Below are 14,168 nucleotides of genomic sequence, written 5' to 3' on the forward strand. Positions count from 1 at the left end.
CAAGCCGGGGCCGCCGTGGAGTACACGGTGGCCCCCCATCCTTAGACGGTGTTCGATGCTGAGGAGCGCGCTGCAGGTGCGGCATCCTCCCGGGACGTCTCGATTGCTGCGAACTCACGGTCGTCGGCGTAGGACTTCATCTTCGCCACGCGGAAGATGATGAGGGCGTACACGGCTTTCGCCACGATGTCGGCGATCGAGTAGCCGACCTGCTTGTAGACCCAGGCGTCGGAGCCGGCGATGTTCAGCAGCGGGAGCAGGTAGGCGATGGGATAGACGCCCCAGCTCAGGAGGAGAAGAAACCGGAGTCGGCTCAGGGTGCCGCGCACCTCGATGGGCTGGTTCTTGAGCGATTTGCTGAGCTGGCTGAAGAGAATGTACAGGATGTAGAGGAACGGGATGGTCGACAGGATTCCGAAGATCCCTCGTACCGTGTTGTCGCCGCTGATCTCCCCCGGATAGCCCAGGGCGATCATGAGCGCGGCAGCCGGAACGAGGCGGAAGAGCAGCTGTGACTGCACCTTGCGGGCAAGCGCCAAAACGGCCACGAGCTCGACCAGGAGCAGCGGGACCGTGAGAAGCCAGTCGACGTACCGGTAGCCCTCGTTGAATGACTCTCCGACCGCCTGGGTGTACGTGCCCGTACCGCCGACGGATTTGGTCACGAACGCCGATCTGAACGAGTCGAAGATGCGGAAGTAGTGATACGCGGCGATTCCGCAGACGACGATCGCGACGGTGATCGCATTCCGATAGCGGGGCAGGATGCGAGGCAGCGAGATGACCAGGAAAACCGCAGTGAACAGTTGCGCGGCTATCACCAACGACAGGAAGTTGTAGACGGTAACGAATTGCCCGTGCGACAGCGCATCAGGAATCACAATGTCCTCCAAGATCGGCCGGTCGATGCGGGATGCATCGGCTTCGGTTGTTTAGTTCAGATACTAAACTGTAATCTGTCTAAACGATAGAGCTGGCAAGGTAACATATGGTTCGACAGTGTTGAACGGCGAGATGAGGCCCAAAATCGACGTCGAACCGACCAGCGGCCATCAGCCTGAGCGGCATGTTCTGCAGGGTTTTCCCGACACGGCCGCCCGTTTCGTGCGCGCGATGGAGCAGAACCAGCGTCGTGTCGCGGCGGAGCGCGGGCTCTCGGACTTCGATCTTCGCGCGATATTTCGTATCGCCGCAGCCGGCTCGGTCACACCCAAGCAGCTGGCCGTCGACCTCTCCGTGACAAAGGGTGCCATCACCGGGCTCTCGACCCGACTGGTCGACGCCGGTCTGGTCGCCCGCGTGGAGCATCCGCTCGATCGGAGGAGTCTCCATCTCGAACTGACCCCCGCGGGTCATGCCGCCATGCGCGAGATGCACGACGACTTCAAAGCCCGCCTCTCGGCAGCGGGTACGCCGCTCGGTGACGATGAGTTGTCTGCTGCAGCTTCCGTTCTGCAGGCACTCACCCGACGCCTGGTCGACCAGGGCGGCGACCTTCCGTAAGCGCCCCCGAGGTTTATGGTTTGTGTACGAGAGCGCTCGCGTCTCGTCTCATCGACTCCGGGTACTGAGTCGTTGCGGTGCCCATGCGCACGAGCATCTGGATGGTCTGGCCGTCGGGTGCGTATTGCGCGTGGATGGCGGCGTAGGGAGCGGCCATTGTCGGGTATTCCTGCAGCACCTGGCTGAGGGGCTGCATGACGAGCCCGAGGGTGCGGGCGCGGAGGCTGAATTGTGCGTACAGGATCCCTGCTTCGACTTGCTCGGTGCGGGTGTTTGCCGGGGTGCTGATGAGACCGTATGCCGCGGTGTGGTCGACTCCGGCGGCGGTAAGCGCGATCGCATTCTTCGCACCCGCCGCATCATCGTTGACTGAAGGAACCAAAGTGATGAGGCCCTGGAGGAAATACTTCATAAACCCGCTGGTGCCCTGTCCTTCGACGGCGAAGCCCGAACGTGCCGTGTTCTTCGCCTGCTCGGTGCTGTGGAAGACGGCGTCGCTCTCCTTGGTGGCGGCCTCGTACTGAGTCTCGATCAGTGTTCCTTGCTTACCGAAGTTTCCGAGCGTCGTCATGTCGCGCTTGTCGCTCAGGATTGACAGGGTCGCTGCCGAGCCATCGGCGAGATCGCTGAGGTCGCTGGTCTGCGCCGCGGTGAGGGGGGCCGACGTGTAGGGGGAGCGGTTGGTATCCGAGAGGAACAGCGAGGCGTAATCGTCGGTCTTTGCGTCGGAGTCCTTCGCCAGGGTGACCCGCGCGACCGGTAGCTCGCTCATCGACTTCTTCAGATTGTTCTCGTCGTAGCTGCCGTTCGGGAACAGGGCGAACGTCGCCGAGTAGCCGAGATGTTCAGCGGCGACCTGAAGGTAGGCCAGGAACGTACCCTGGGAGACGAGCGTTTGGCGGGCTAGCGGGTCGACGGCCGGGGTGAGCCGCGTCGGGTCGGTATAGAGGTAGAGCACGCGCGCGTCGGTCTTGTCGAGGTGCACGGTCCACGGCTGCATGTTGTGGCCGCTGGGTGCCAGCACCGCCTGGGCGACCACCTGCATGCGGGGGTCCGCGAACTGGCGATAGTAGGTCGCACTCCACGGTTGAAGGTACGCGGCAGGGACGAAAATTCCCCCCACCGTGAGGATGGTTCCGAGGGCCAGCACGAGAAGGCCCGCGACAGATCCGAGGAAGATGAACGCGGTGCGTCTGGCCCGGTGCTTCGTCACACCGACGCCGTCGGTCATCAGGTCGCCACCGGGCTGGGTGCGATGACCTGCGGCGGAATGGGGCCGGTCTCGCGATGCGGCTCCGCGAGGTGGACGATGAGTACTATCAGCCCCGCGATCGGCAGCAGCAGCCAGAACAATTCCGCCCAGGAGCGGCCTGCATCCCGGAGGCGACGCACCGTCACGGCAAGCGTCGGGATGAGTACGGCCACTCCGAATGCGCCGGAGAGGCTGGCACCGAGATAGACAGTGCCCTGATCGGTGAAGATGTTGAGCGCGTTCAGTGCCACGTGCGCCACAACGCTGAACAGGGCGAACCACCAAAACTCTGGCCTGCCGGCGGTGCCGGAGAAGTCAGCATATTTCCGGAGGACGGCGGTGACCGAGTGGAGCATGTTCATGGGATGCCTTCTGCTAAGGGTGATGACCACTCCCAGTTGACGCGTGATGGTGGTCGCGAGGTAGTGCCATAGGTCCCGAATGTCACCGGGGGAGCAGGTCATCCGTCTCGTCCGTCGATGCCGAGCGGCTTCGCGGGGGATCGCTCATGAGGGGGGCATGCCGTCGCGGTGTCCCCCTTTTACGCGGGGCTTGACTGGGATTTGCAGGGCCATTCTGTTGGCTGCGACCTCGATCGAATGGACGTAGGGTTTCGCCGAGAGCTGGCCATTCACGTCCCATAGAGAAGGACTGACGCCATCTCGATTTCTATCCCACAAGTTAAGGGCTCAACATGAAGTTTCTCTTTGCCGGTGTTCCCGCCTTCGGGCACCTCTTGCCGCTTGCCCCTTTGGCGGCAGCGGCGCGAGCCGCGGGGCACGATACCGCGGTTCTGACCAGCGGTGGCATGGTCGACGCTTTGCGATTGGATCTTCCAGACACGCCCGTCCTCGCCGCTGGGCCCATGCCGGATGCGCTGTTCGCCGAAGTGGCCCGCAGGTACCCCGGTAGCGATCCGGCTCGCAATCCTGAGCCCGAAACGGTGGCGTCCTTTTTTGCCGGTGCGCGAGTCGACCTGACGGCTGACGCGGCCATCACGGCCGCTCGAGGATGGGGGCCGGATGTGATCATCGCTGAGGCTACAGATTTCGTCGGACCGATGGTCGCGGCTGCCTTGGGTGTTCCCTACAGCGTCTTGGCTTTCGGGCCCGCTGTGCCACCTGAGTTCACGGCGCCGATGTTCTCCATGGTCGCGGAGCGCTACGCAAGTCGAGAGTTGACCCCATCGCTTCCGACGAATTACATCGACCCAACTCCGCCCAGCCTCCAGCAACAAGGCTGGGTCGCGCCAGCGAACCATCTGCTCTTCGGAGCGCGCCCCCATAGTCGACCGGTCCCGGCCGACTACATCGCGCCTCCCGCAACGCCGGGAAAAACGAGAGTGCTCGTCACACTCGGTACGGTCTTCTCCAGTGAGGAAACGGTCGAAGCCATCATCGAGAGCATCGACCTTGGGCGCTTCGACATCGTCGCGACGGTAGCAATTCAGCCTGACGACGTGCTGCCCGAGAACCGAGATGGCGTGACCTTCGTGAGGTTCGTTCCTCTAGGCGAGTTACTTCGCGGGGTTAGCCTCGTCGTGAACTCGGGTGGAGCTGGCACCGTTCTCGCATCCTTTAGCGAGGCACTCCCGATGGTGATCATGCCGCAAGGGGCCGATCAATTCATCAACGCTGCGGCTGCGGCAAACAGTGGCGCAGCGGTCGTCGTTTCGTCGCCCAGCGAAGTCGGAGCCGCGTTGCATCAACTCGTCGATGACGATTCCGCCACTCGGGCAGCGCGACGCGTGGCGGACGAGATGGCCGCGATGCCCACGCCTGCGGATGTCATTTCTACGGTGGTGGCTCAGGTGACGGCCTCTGCCTGACCACCCAGGATCTCGACTCGACAACCTTCCGCGTGAGACGTCGGCCTCCGATCGCTGGGCTCGGGCACTCTTACGCGCCCCGGCGAGGTGTTAGATGATGCTATGGATAACCCCTCCGGAGACGACCCTCGCGATGAGGGCGCTGCTGGCGTGCCGGTTCCAGAAGAGTCCGACACGAAGAGCCAGGGCAGCAGTGCCCGGAGTGAGAAGACCAAGAAGATTCTGGCTGACGCCGACCGGCGTGACGATGAAGCCACAGCGCGCGACACAGTCTCTGATGAGCGGGCCGAAGCAGCCGACCGTCAGGCGTTCCTCGACTCCAGCGCAAAATATCCTGGGCACGGAGAACGGCGCGCAGCAGCTCTGGACCGATCCCACGCGAAAAGCGATCGTGAAGCATCCGCAGACGACCGAGCCGAACTCACGGCAGAGATAGGCACGCCTGACGGTGCGGAGACGACTGGCTCGGAGCGACCCTGATCGATCGCTCCTCGGCGAATGGCTACTCGCTGTAATCGCGATAGCGCGGTAAAGGGGAGATGCCATCGCGGTGTCCCCGTTTCGCGAGGCGCTTCCCTGGGATCTGCCGGGCCATTCTGTTGGATGCGACCTCAAGGAAATGGACGCAGCGTGTCGCCAAGAGTGCGTCTAGATCTGGTTCGGACCAGGGGTTTTTTTGCCCTGCCCGGATCAGATCACGGCGTACGCGAGCCCGACCCTCAACCAGGACGAACGCTCCTCGGGCTATTCGCGTCAAGTCAAGGAGTACAGGGCTATAAACCCATCGATGCCGTATAGCGAGGGATCGAGCACGTCGGCATCACGGTGCCTGATATCGAGGCGGCGACCGCGTTCTTCGTCGCTGCGCTCGGTGCGGAGACGATTTACGACCTCGTCGACAAGACCGAGGATCCTCTGACCGGTCTGGACGGCGCGCTTGGCGTCGATCCCGCCGCGTCAATCACGGCAATGCGGATGCTGGACGGCCCGGTGGACATGCTCCGAGATGAGGCGGGCAACAAGAACTACTACTGGTACTTCCACGCGCCGTGGGGTGGTTCGTTTGAACTCGTGGCCATCCCCTCACCTCAGGAGTATGAGTCCACTACGCCGATCCGTCGATGGCATCCGCCAGCCTGATCGCGAACGAGAGTGACAGCCGTCAGCGCCCCTGCCATGACGGTACCGCTCGGCAACGCACGAGCTGCCATCAGTTGGTCATTGCCGGAATGATGGCACCGGCGAATACCTGCCATGCGAGTGACGGTACTGGTCGAGCCGGGCGCGAAGAAGTAGATGAGGATGACGATCCAGGGCACCGCCCCAACAATCGAGCCGAGGATGGCCACCGCCGACGCAGCGACGATGGCCAACGCTGGGGCCTGCATCGCGAAAGGATGCCTCGATGTGGACGAGTCGACTAGGGCCAAAGGTCACACCGAAGAATGAACGGGTGGGCTACAGTCCGAACAGTTGCTCCACTCCTTCGATGCGGAAGCTCAGCGGGCCATCCGCTCTCAAGCCTCACGGAATTCGGTCACCCCATGACAGAACAGCAGCCTTACGAGACTGTCCGGTCCGAGCGCGCCTTTGAACTGAGGCGCTACCCGGAGCACGTCGTGGCCGAGACTCAGGTGTCGGGCGACTTTGAGAGCGCCGGCACCCAGGCATTCCGTTACCTCTTTGGCTACATCAATGGCCAGAACGCCGCGAGACGGTCAATCGCGATGACTGCACCGGTTGTGCAGGGAAGCTCTCAGCGCATTGCTATGACCGCCCCCGTCGTACAGACCGAATCGCGCGGCGCGTTCACGGTTGCCTTCGTGCTGCCCGCAGGTCTGTCCGAGGCTTCGGCGCCGGTCCCCACCAGAAGCGAGGTTGCTTTGCGCACCGTCGCACCTCGGCTCGTTGCAGCAGCCCGGTTCACCGGTCGCTGGAGCCAGGGCTCCTACGAGGAACATCGGTCTGCACTGCTTGTTGCGCTTGCGGATGCCGGGCTTACCCCGGTGGGCGAGCCGTGGTTCGCCCGATTCGACCCACCCTTCACTCCCTGGTTTCTGCGCCACAACGAGGTTCTGGTGCAGGTGGCTCAGACGGCGTGACCGGGGGAGAGCTTCGCTAAATGAGCCCGAGAATGGACTTCACCAGAGCCTGGGCATCATCCGTTTGCGGCACGACTATCGACACTTCGTGGCTCATGATGGTTTCGGACACCAGGGTTGAACCGACGATCTTGTCGCCTGTCTTCATCACCAACCGCGCCGTGCTTCCCGACTTCGCGGCTTGTTCGGTCAGCGCCTCCAAGAGTGCCGCGCCTGTGCCGGTGAACGTGACGTCTATCTCGCTCTGGCCGTGATTTTCGACGACGGAGGCCTTCTGAACGCCCGCGTCCTGGAAGGCAACCGGCATGACGACACCTTCGCCGTTGACGAGAACACAGTGCGCATCAGAGCTGTCTGCACACGTCTCCGAAACCGCCAGTTCAAGCTTCGCTTGGCTGGACGGCTCGGTGGCCTTGGACGCGCTAGTAGTCGCGCACCCACTGAGCGCCAGGGCGCATAAAACGAGGGCGGAAAGTCGGATGTTTCGTGCGAACATGTAATCCCCTCGAGTGGGTGAGCCTCATGCGCCTTAACGCGACTATAGCTCAGCAAATAGGACACCGCCAGCGACATGCGCGGCCGCGTAGGGCTGAAGCGTTATCGCAAGAGCGGGGGAGGTGATTCCTTGCTGTGAAGACCGGGCCGATTGCCCTCAACGCGACGTCGATTGGGAAAGCTGGTTATCACCTTCCTGTCGATGAGGTCCTCCTCGTGCTCAGTCCCAGGTGAACATCAGCATCGGGTGGGTTTTCCTGGCAGGTGCGCCGTTCGGCGGCGAGGGCTTCCCGTCGGGTGCTGTGGGGCGGGGTCTGCGATGGGTCGAGCATGGGACCTCCGAAATCAGGGGGTGCGCGCAGGAACTCGTCAGGATCCGAGCGAAGGGAAGAAGGGGGGAGGGGTGCACTGGGGTGGACCCCTCCGGTCTGCTCGCTAGAGAGTGGCCAGCAGGTCCTTCATCTGGGTGATTTCGGCGGTCTGCGACGAGACGATCGACTTCGCCAACGCGACCGCGTCATTGTCCTTGCCTTTGTTGATCTCGGTCTTGGCCATGTCGATAGCGCCGGTGTGGTGCTCCATCATCTGGGTTAGGAAAAGTTTCCCGGCGTCAGCGGCGTTGGCGTTGTCGAGGGCGGACATGTCGCCGTCGGACATCATCCCGGTCATTGACCCGCTCATCGAGGTGGTCGACTGATTCCACGACTTCAACCAGCCGGTCATCGTCGTGATTTCGGGCGACTGCTCGGCCTTGATCTTCGTGGCAAATGCGATCACGTCGGCATTCACGGAGGAGCCCTTCGAGATAAGCATGTCGCTCATCTCGACAGCTTGCTTGTGGTGCGGCAGTATCTCCTGGGTGAAGGTGATGTCCTGGTCGTTGAAGGAGTCCGACGGCGCGGCGGACGAGGAGCTATGGTCCATGCCGCTCATTCCCGACCCGGAGTTCGAGGCTGTCGAGCAGCCGGCCAAGGCGAGGCTTGCCTCAATCACGAAGCCGACCGGCTCTACCGAGCAGCCTTCGACCACCGTAATTGATCATGACGGACGCTGATCAAACAACTGCTAGGCCGGAGTGAGTAGCGCGCGGAGTTCGTAGGAGTCGGGCGGAAATGCGCTCAACGCGTCAGCAAGAGATTCAGGAACCCATTTCACCGTAGCCACAATCTGCACCTGGTGAGCGGGGGAAGCCTGCTGACCAAACGATGACAGCAGCTCGTCCGGCAAGGTGTAAATGATGTCTCGGAGTCGCATCACGTCGGCATGCGCCATGCGACTTGAAACGACGTGGAGCCGGTCGCCAAAATGCGGGCGCAGGGCGATTTCTACAGCACGATCGTTGGTCGACGTCGCGTAGACCAGCGCTTGCTCGCTCTCGCTGCTGAGTTCCAATAGATCTCCGCTCGCGTACAGCTCTTGAGCAGCCTGAATGAGTGCAGGTGAGCTTGGCGCTGGCCGTGACGTGGTCGTGGGGGGGGATGCCTCTTCGTACGCAATAGCGGTCGTTTCCCAGTCGAACGACGCCGGTGAGAGCGGACCAGTTGGGACATCTAAAGACCGCCCGTCCCAGACGCCCCGCACGGTCATCAGCGCGCCGAGGTTGCGGACCCATTCGCTGGCTGAGTCTGGCGGAATCTGAAGCTGAACGGTCTCGGATTCAGAGGGTGCCCCTACTACCGGGTACTGGTAGCGCTCATCGTTGAGTAGAAGCCAGTAGGTGGCGTCGAATTGAAACAGGATGCCTGATGCGACCACTTCGTCGCCGGGTATAAGTGGTCGCATCATGGGGCTTCTCCTAGCAGAAAGCAGCGGTGGGGAGCGACCACGTTTCCGATCGTGCGGTCAGGCCAACCCGGGCACCGTTCGTGCCAACCATCGCATACCAAAAGTATGACGGCGTAGGGCACACCTGTCGCGTGAACTTCTGACATTTCCACTTCAATTCGGGGCTGCCGGCATAGGCCGCTTTCAGCTGGTCCAGTCGCGCCGCGCACTTGCCTGCGGAAGTGACTTCAGAGAAGTCATACGGACTCCAAGTGATCACCTGAGGTGTTACGACGGACGACTGCGTGGTGGGAGGGGTAGGGGACGGAATGGATGATGCGAACGCGGGGGTCGTCAGACCGCCAAATACCAGGCCCATTGTGACGGCCAGTACGCCTACAACTTTCGTGATTTTCATCAGACTGCTTTCTTTTCCGGTTGAGCCATTATCGACTTAGTCCGGATCCTATCTATTCGATAGACGCTCATTTATCAAATTTGTGTTAACTCTTCGCTCGCCTGCCAGGCTCGAGTAGTTCGGCGCGCGATCGCCGCGCGCACCGAGTCGGACACGACGTTTGCTGCCACTTCTCGATCTGGAGCGCCCGCAGACGTGGAGGGGGCACATGAGCAGAGCGCAACTGTTCATGCCAGAAGCGCAGCAGTGCTAACCAGATAACGAGTGCTGGTGAAGACCGTTATCCGTTTTTACTCTGATGTTCAGTTCGAACGGTCGTGGTGGTGGTCGTGCCCGACCTCCCGCTCGCCGGTGAGGGCGGCTACCGGAACGGCGCAGGCGTGTCCGCGCCACGCTTCAATTCCTTCCTTGATCGCCCATCCGGCGATGACGAGCGCGGCGATCGAGTCGGCCCAAGTCCATCCCAGTGTGGCGTTGAGGACCAGGCCGAGAAGCATCGCGGCGGAAAGGTAGGCGCAGAGAAGGGTCTGCTTGGAGTCGGCGATCGCGGTGGGGGAGCCGAGCTCCCGGCCTGTGCGGCGTTCGACCGAGCTCAGCACTGGCATGATGACCAGGCTCACCGCAGCGAGCACAATCCCGATGGTGCTGTGTTCGGCCTCGCGTCCACCCAGCAACCCGAGCACGGTGTCCACCAGGACATAGGCGGCTAGCGCGAAGAACGAGAACGCGATGACGCGCAGCGTGACCTTCTCGCGTTCTTCGGGGTCCTGGGCGGAGAACTGCCACGCAACTGCGGCCGCCGACAAGACCTCGACGACGGAATCGAGGCCGAAGGCAACGAGCGCGGTGGACGAGGCGACCGCGCCGGCGGAGAGCGCAATGACGGCTTCGACGACGTTGTAGGAGATCGTGATCGCAACGACAATCCGGATGCGGCGGCGCAGCACCACACGGCGTGGTTCGGAGAGAGCTGTGCTCATCAGCAGGTGCAGCCGTCGTCGTCGCAGCAGTCCGGTTCGACATACAGCACCACGCGCAGGAGCTCGTCGAGTGCGGGCGTGAGGTGGGCGTCGGCAAGCCGATACCACGTGCGTCGCCCCTCAGGGACTGCCTCAACCAGCCCGCATCCGCGCAGACATGCCAACTGGTTGGACATCACCTGCCGCGAGACGCCGAGAGCGTCAGCCAGGTCGGAGGGAAACGCCGGCGATTCGCGCAATGCCAGCAAGACGCCCGTCCTAGTCGGGTCTGAAAGCGCGTGGCCCAGACGGGCAAGGGCCGCAGTGTGGGTCAGGGTTGCGCCGGTAGCCATCCCAAAACGATACACGCACGGCTGAATTCAGAGCAACGTGTAACTTCTGCTGGTGAAGACCGTTACCCGGTTTCCCACTAAAGCGTGGCTCAGCGGACGACTGCCAACTGCGCCCCAGAGGCTTGAGTGGAGTGATGGCCGCACGACATGGGGAGAATGAGGAGTCCCGTTCGCCAATGAGTGACAGAGCCAATGCGACTCATGTCGACGCTTCCACCTGCTACGGTGTGCGATTCGCGTTGCCGACGCTAATACCCTGCTCGGGCGACGACCTTCGCCTCGATCAAGCTATTCGATCGGCCGACCTAGGAAGAGCGCGATCGCGTCGTCGATGAGTTGGTCGCCGCCCGCGGGTAACACGCGACCGGCGCCGACAAAGGTTGAAACGCCCTGCATGGTCGCTGACATCAGCAGCGTCAGGCGCTCGATCTCAGCCTCGCGAAATACACCGGCCTCGACGCCCGCCTGCATCACATCGCTGATGGTAGAGAACAGGGTCTCGGCGGCGGAAAGCAGGCTTGCGGGCGGCTGGTCCATCTTGGCTGCGAACATCAGGTCGAGCAGTGCGGCGTTGGCGACAGCGAAGTCGACATAGGCCTGGCCGGCTGCCCGAAGGCTTTCCGCATACTCGGTGCGGCTGTCTGCTCCGGCTCGCATGGCGGACGCGAGCGCGAGAAATCCGCGCTCCGCGAGAGCGTCGAGCAACGCCTTTCGGTCGATGAAGTGGCTGCGCGGAGCGCCGTGACTGACGCCGACCTCGCGCGCGATTTCGCGGAGTGATAACTCCTCGACGCCTTTGGTCCGAAGCGCCAGTTCGGCCTGGTCGAGCAGGACCGTCCGCAGGTTACCGTGATGGAAGGGTCGCTCCGACATGCCTCTACGATAGCGGACTCCGACCACTTTACTAGACATTGACTAGTTTCTAGACAGCGTCTAATCTATGCTCATGACTTACATCAATGAGGCACTGTGGCTGCCCAAACGCGGCGGAGATTTAGCCGTCGGCTCTTCGACCTACACGGCCCCGAAGCAGGGCGAGGTGGTTGTGCGAACGCGGGCCGTCGCCGTCAACTTCATCGACGCCATGCCCGGCTTCGCCTACCGATTCGTGCTGCCGTGGCTGAGCTTTCCCGCTGTCATCGGATCGGATGTCGCGGGCGAGGTTGTTGAGGTCGGTGCCGGAGTGACGCGCCTGCAGGTCGGCGATCGGGTCGTGGCGCACGCTGCGGGTACGGAAAAATCCCGCAACACTTCGGCCGAGGGGGCGTTCCAGGATTACGTCGTGCTGATGGCGCACATGGTCGCCCCGCTCCCCGACTCGCTCCCGTTCAAGCAGGCGGCCGTGCTGCCGCTCGCGATGTCGACGGCGTCGTGTGGACTGTTCCAAAAGGATCAGCTTGCGCTCGCACTCCCGACAGCGAACCCCGCCGACCGGAACGAGACAGTTCTGGTGTGGGGCGGGTCGACGAGCGTCGGCGTCAACGCCATCCAACTTGCGCGCAACGCGGGCTACCGCGTCGTTGCGACATCGTCGCCGAAGCACTTCGACTGGCTGCGTTCGCTCGGAGCCTCTGTGGTCATCGACCGCACGAGCTCGGACGTCGTGGATGAACTCGTCGCAGCGATAGGTCACCAGCCGCTCGCGGGCGTCCTCGCGATCGGCTCGGGATCCCTGCCGCCGACCATCGAGATCGCGGCGCGCCTGCCCGGATCCAAACGCGTCTCGACCACCAATCCCAGCCCGATCACGAGCGTGCGTGCTCGGCTGGCTCGACGACGCGGGGTCACCGTCAGCACCATCTGGGGTGGCACCCTGAAAGACAACGAGGTCGGCCCGGCCATCTACTGCGACTTCCTGCCGGCGGCCCTCGCAAGTGGCGCGTACCGTGCCGAGCCCGTCGCGACCGTTGTCGGGGATGGGCTCGCGAGCATCCCGGCCGCGCTCGACCGGCTGAGGGAAGGCATCTCCGCCACGAAGCTCGTCGTCCGACTCTGACGTCGGCTCATCCCTTACCCACCTAAACAAGAAGAGAAGGTTCATCCCATGAGTCAACAGAAGACTGTCCTCGTCTTTGGCGGCACCGGCCAGACGGGACAGCACTTCGTGCGTCTCGCACTGAAGGACGGACTCCGCGTGCGCGCCCTGGCACGCAACCCCGCGAAATTCGGCATCACCGACCCGAATCTCGACGTCATCCAAGGATCCATCACCTCGATCCCGGACCTCGACGCGCTCGTTGCCGGAGCAGATTTCGTGGTCTCGATGCTCGGAAACGCGGCGGAGCAGCGCGAGCACACGATCGTCGCCGACCTCGTTCGGAAACTTGTTCCGGCGATGCGGCGCAACGGCGTCTCACGGTTTCTCCATCAGGCCGGTGGGCTGAGCGCCAGACCGCACCGCCGGCTGCCGCTCGTACTCTGGATCATCCGCCACACCGTCGCTCGCGGCTTCGAGGGACAGCACAGGGACAATGAGGCCGTCATGCGCTATCTCACCGATGAGGCGAACGACATCGAATGGATGGTGCATCGCGCCGGGATAGGGTCCGACGGTCCGTCAAAAGGAGTCCTGCAGCGATCGCGGCGCGCGATCAGCATTGCGACGTTCCAAGACTGCGCCGCATACAACCTGCGTACAGTCCAGGATGCGACGGCCATCCACACGTGCGACGGGAGCCGGTATGGAAAGCCGTGATTGCCTGCTCGCCACAATGGAGCTGCGGCCACGCGCAAACCGACGTGCTCCGTGATGGGCCGAATGGACGCGCGGAACCCGAGAACGAGAGTGCAATCCGCGACGGAGAATTTCAGCACTCTGTCCGAGAAACGATTGGTCAGACGGACAATCGCGGAGGAGGACGAGGTGTCATCCGCCTTTACCCTGATTGCACTTTTTCCAAATAGAGTAATTACAAGCTGACATAATGTGCATTATCAGCGCGAAAAAAGGGCTGAAGGTCAGCCATAGAGTTCGGGGTCAAGCTCATTGATCTTGATCAGTAGTCCGCCGGGTGCCCGCAGCTGGAGTTGGCGCCCGAAGCCTTCGTCGGTTACCGACGAGACGATGTCGACGTCCTGTGTCGACAGTGCCTCCTCGAGCTGTGCAAGATCGGCTGATTCGAAATTGAGTTCGACGTCACCTTCGCCCTGGTCGGGATTCGCTGGGTGGGCAAGAAGTGAAAGCTGAGTTTCTCCCATGGCGAGAAGCACGAAGTCTCCGTCACGAGATCCGTTGATTATCGTCGCGCCGAGCGCCTCGTAGAAGGCAACGGATGCGTGCATGTTCTTGACGTGCACCATGGGCTGCACCGTTACTGCCGGTGGCGTGGTCATGAGTGACTCCTTGGACAGGTAGGTGGTGAGCGCTTTTTCCAACCAGTCGGATAGCGAGTGCTGCTCGTCGATCGCACGATGCTTCACGGCGCGCACGAGGTCTGGTGAAAGCGTCACATTGAACTGTTGTTTATGGGATGGCACAGCTACATAGTTGCACC

General features: G+C 62.4%; 16 protein-coding genes. 6 read left to right on the forward strand and 10 right to left on the reverse strand.

The window, feature by feature from the left end:
* Positions 1-41: 41 nt before the first annotated feature.
* A complete protein-coding gene (locus IV501_RS09155) occupies positions 42-881 on the reverse strand; it encodes a bacteriorhodopsin (protein WP_200555339.1) in 840 nt (279 codons plus the stop codon).
* A 133-nt stretch (positions 882-1,014) separates the two neighbouring features.
* Between IV501_RS09155 and IV501_RS09160 the strand changes: the two genes are divergently transcribed.
* Positions 1,015-1,503 (forward strand): MarR family winged helix-turn-helix transcriptional regulator, encoded by a 489-nt coding sequence (locus IV501_RS09160; protein WP_200555338.1) that lies wholly within the window; start codon positions 1,015-1,017, stop codon positions 1,501-1,503.
* Positions 1,504-1,516: 13 nt separating this feature from the next.
* Here the strand turns inward: IV501_RS09160 and IV501_RS09165 are convergent, their stop codons facing one another.
* Both IV501_RS09165 and IV501_RS09170 read right to left on the reverse strand, forming a co-directional pair.
* A complete protein-coding gene (locus IV501_RS09165; RefSeq protein ID WP_200555337.1) occupies positions 1,517-2,734 on the reverse strand; it encodes an Acg family FMN-binding oxidoreductase in 1,218 nt (405 codons plus the stop codon).
* Positions 2,734-3,117 carry a DUF805 domain-containing protein gene (locus tag IV501_RS09170; protein WP_200555336.1) on the reverse strand — a complete coding sequence of 128 codons (384 nt, stop codon included), beginning with the start codon at positions 3,115-3,117 and terminating at the stop codon, positions 2,734-2,736. The genes IV501_RS09165 and IV501_RS09170 overlap by 1 nt, the downstream gene beginning before the upstream one ends.
* Before the next feature lie 332 nt (positions 3,118-3,449).
* Between IV501_RS09170 and IV501_RS09175 the strand changes: the two genes are divergently transcribed.
* From IV501_RS09175 to IV501_RS09185, 3 genes are all read left to right on the forward strand, one after another.
* Positions 3,450-4,583 carry a glycosyltransferase gene (locus IV501_RS09175; protein ID WP_200555335.1) on the forward strand — a complete coding sequence of 378 codons (1,134 nt, stop codon included), beginning with the start codon at positions 3,450-3,452 and terminating at the stop codon, positions 4,581-4,583.
* 825 nt (positions 4,584-5,408) lie between these two features.
* Entirely contained in the window at positions 5,409-5,723 is a 315-nt protein-coding gene (locus tag IV501_RS09180) for a VOC family protein (protein ID WP_200555334.1), read from the forward strand.
* Positions 5,724-6,127: 404 nt separating this feature from the next.
* A complete protein-coding gene (locus tag IV501_RS09185) occupies positions 6,128-6,685 on the forward strand; it encodes an SOUL family heme-binding protein (RefSeq protein ID WP_200555333.1) in 558 nt (185 codons plus the stop codon).
* 16 nt (positions 6,686-6,701) lie between these two features.
* On the opposite strand, the gene IV501_RS09190 is transcribed toward IV501_RS09185, so the two are convergent.
* From IV501_RS09190 to IV501_RS09215, 6 genes are all read right to left on the reverse strand, one after another.
* Positions 6,702-7,181 carry a hypothetical protein gene (locus IV501_RS09190; RefSeq protein WP_200555332.1) on the reverse strand — a complete coding sequence of 160 codons (480 nt, stop codon included), beginning with the start codon at positions 7,179-7,181 and terminating at the stop codon, positions 6,702-6,704.
* A 434-nt stretch (positions 7,182-7,615) separates the two neighbouring features.
* Complete coding sequence (locus tag IV501_RS09195) at positions 7,616-8,104, reverse strand: DUF305 domain-containing protein (protein ID WP_307812191.1); 489 nt, start codon at positions 8,102-8,104, stop codon at positions 7,616-7,618.
* Positions 8,105-8,245: 141 nt separating this feature from the next.
* Positions 8,246-8,965 (reverse strand): hypothetical protein, encoded by a 720-nt coding sequence (locus IV501_RS09200; RefSeq protein ID WP_200555331.1) that lies wholly within the window; start codon positions 8,963-8,965, stop codon positions 8,246-8,248.
* A gap of 699 nt (positions 8,966-9,664) precedes the next feature.
* Positions 9,665-10,342: a cation diffusion facilitator family transporter gene (locus tag IV501_RS09205; protein ID WP_200555330.1), complete on the reverse strand. Its 678-nt coding sequence runs from the start codon at positions 10,340-10,342 to the stop codon at positions 9,665-9,667.
* On the reverse strand, positions 10,342-10,674 hold the full coding sequence (locus tag IV501_RS09210) for an ArsR/SmtB family transcription factor (protein WP_200555329.1): 333 nt from the start codon (positions 10,672-10,674) through the stop codon (positions 10,342-10,344). The genes IV501_RS09205 and IV501_RS09210 overlap by 1 nt, the downstream gene beginning before the upstream one ends.
* Before the next feature lie 288 nt (positions 10,675-10,962).
* Positions 10,963-11,547, reverse strand: a complete 585-nt coding sequence (locus IV501_RS09215; protein ID WP_200555328.1) for a TetR/AcrR family transcriptional regulator — start codon at positions 11,545-11,547, stop codon at positions 10,963-10,965.
* Positions 11,548-11,620: 73 nt separating this feature from the next.
* On the opposite strand from IV501_RS09215, the gene IV501_RS09220 reads away from it, so the two are divergent.
* Both IV501_RS09220 and IV501_RS09225 read left to right on the forward strand, forming a co-directional pair.
* The gene (locus IV501_RS09220; protein WP_200555327.1) at positions 11,621-12,670 is read left to right on the forward strand and encodes a zinc-binding alcohol dehydrogenase family protein; all 1,050 of its coding nucleotides are present in this window, start codon (positions 11,621-11,623) and stop codon (positions 12,668-12,670) included.
* 48 nt (positions 12,671-12,718) lie between these two features.
* Positions 12,719-13,369 (forward strand): NAD(P)-dependent oxidoreductase, encoded by a 651-nt coding sequence (locus tag IV501_RS09225; RefSeq protein WP_200555326.1) that lies wholly within the window; start codon positions 12,719-12,721, stop codon positions 13,367-13,369.
* A 263-nt stretch (positions 13,370-13,632) separates the two neighbouring features.
* Here the strand turns inward: IV501_RS09225 and IV501_RS09230 are convergent, their stop codons facing one another.
* Positions 13,633-14,151, reverse strand: a complete 519-nt coding sequence (locus tag IV501_RS09230; RefSeq protein WP_200555325.1) for a VOC family protein — start codon at positions 14,149-14,151, stop codon at positions 13,633-13,635.
* Positions 14,152-14,168 lie beyond the last annotated feature (17 nt).

The sequence above is a fragment of the Lacisediminihabitans changchengi genome (genome assembly GCF_016634425.1).
Classification (GTDB): domain Bacteria; phylum Actinomycetota; class Actinomycetes; order Actinomycetales; family Microbacteriaceae; genus Lacisediminihabitans; species Lacisediminihabitans changchengi.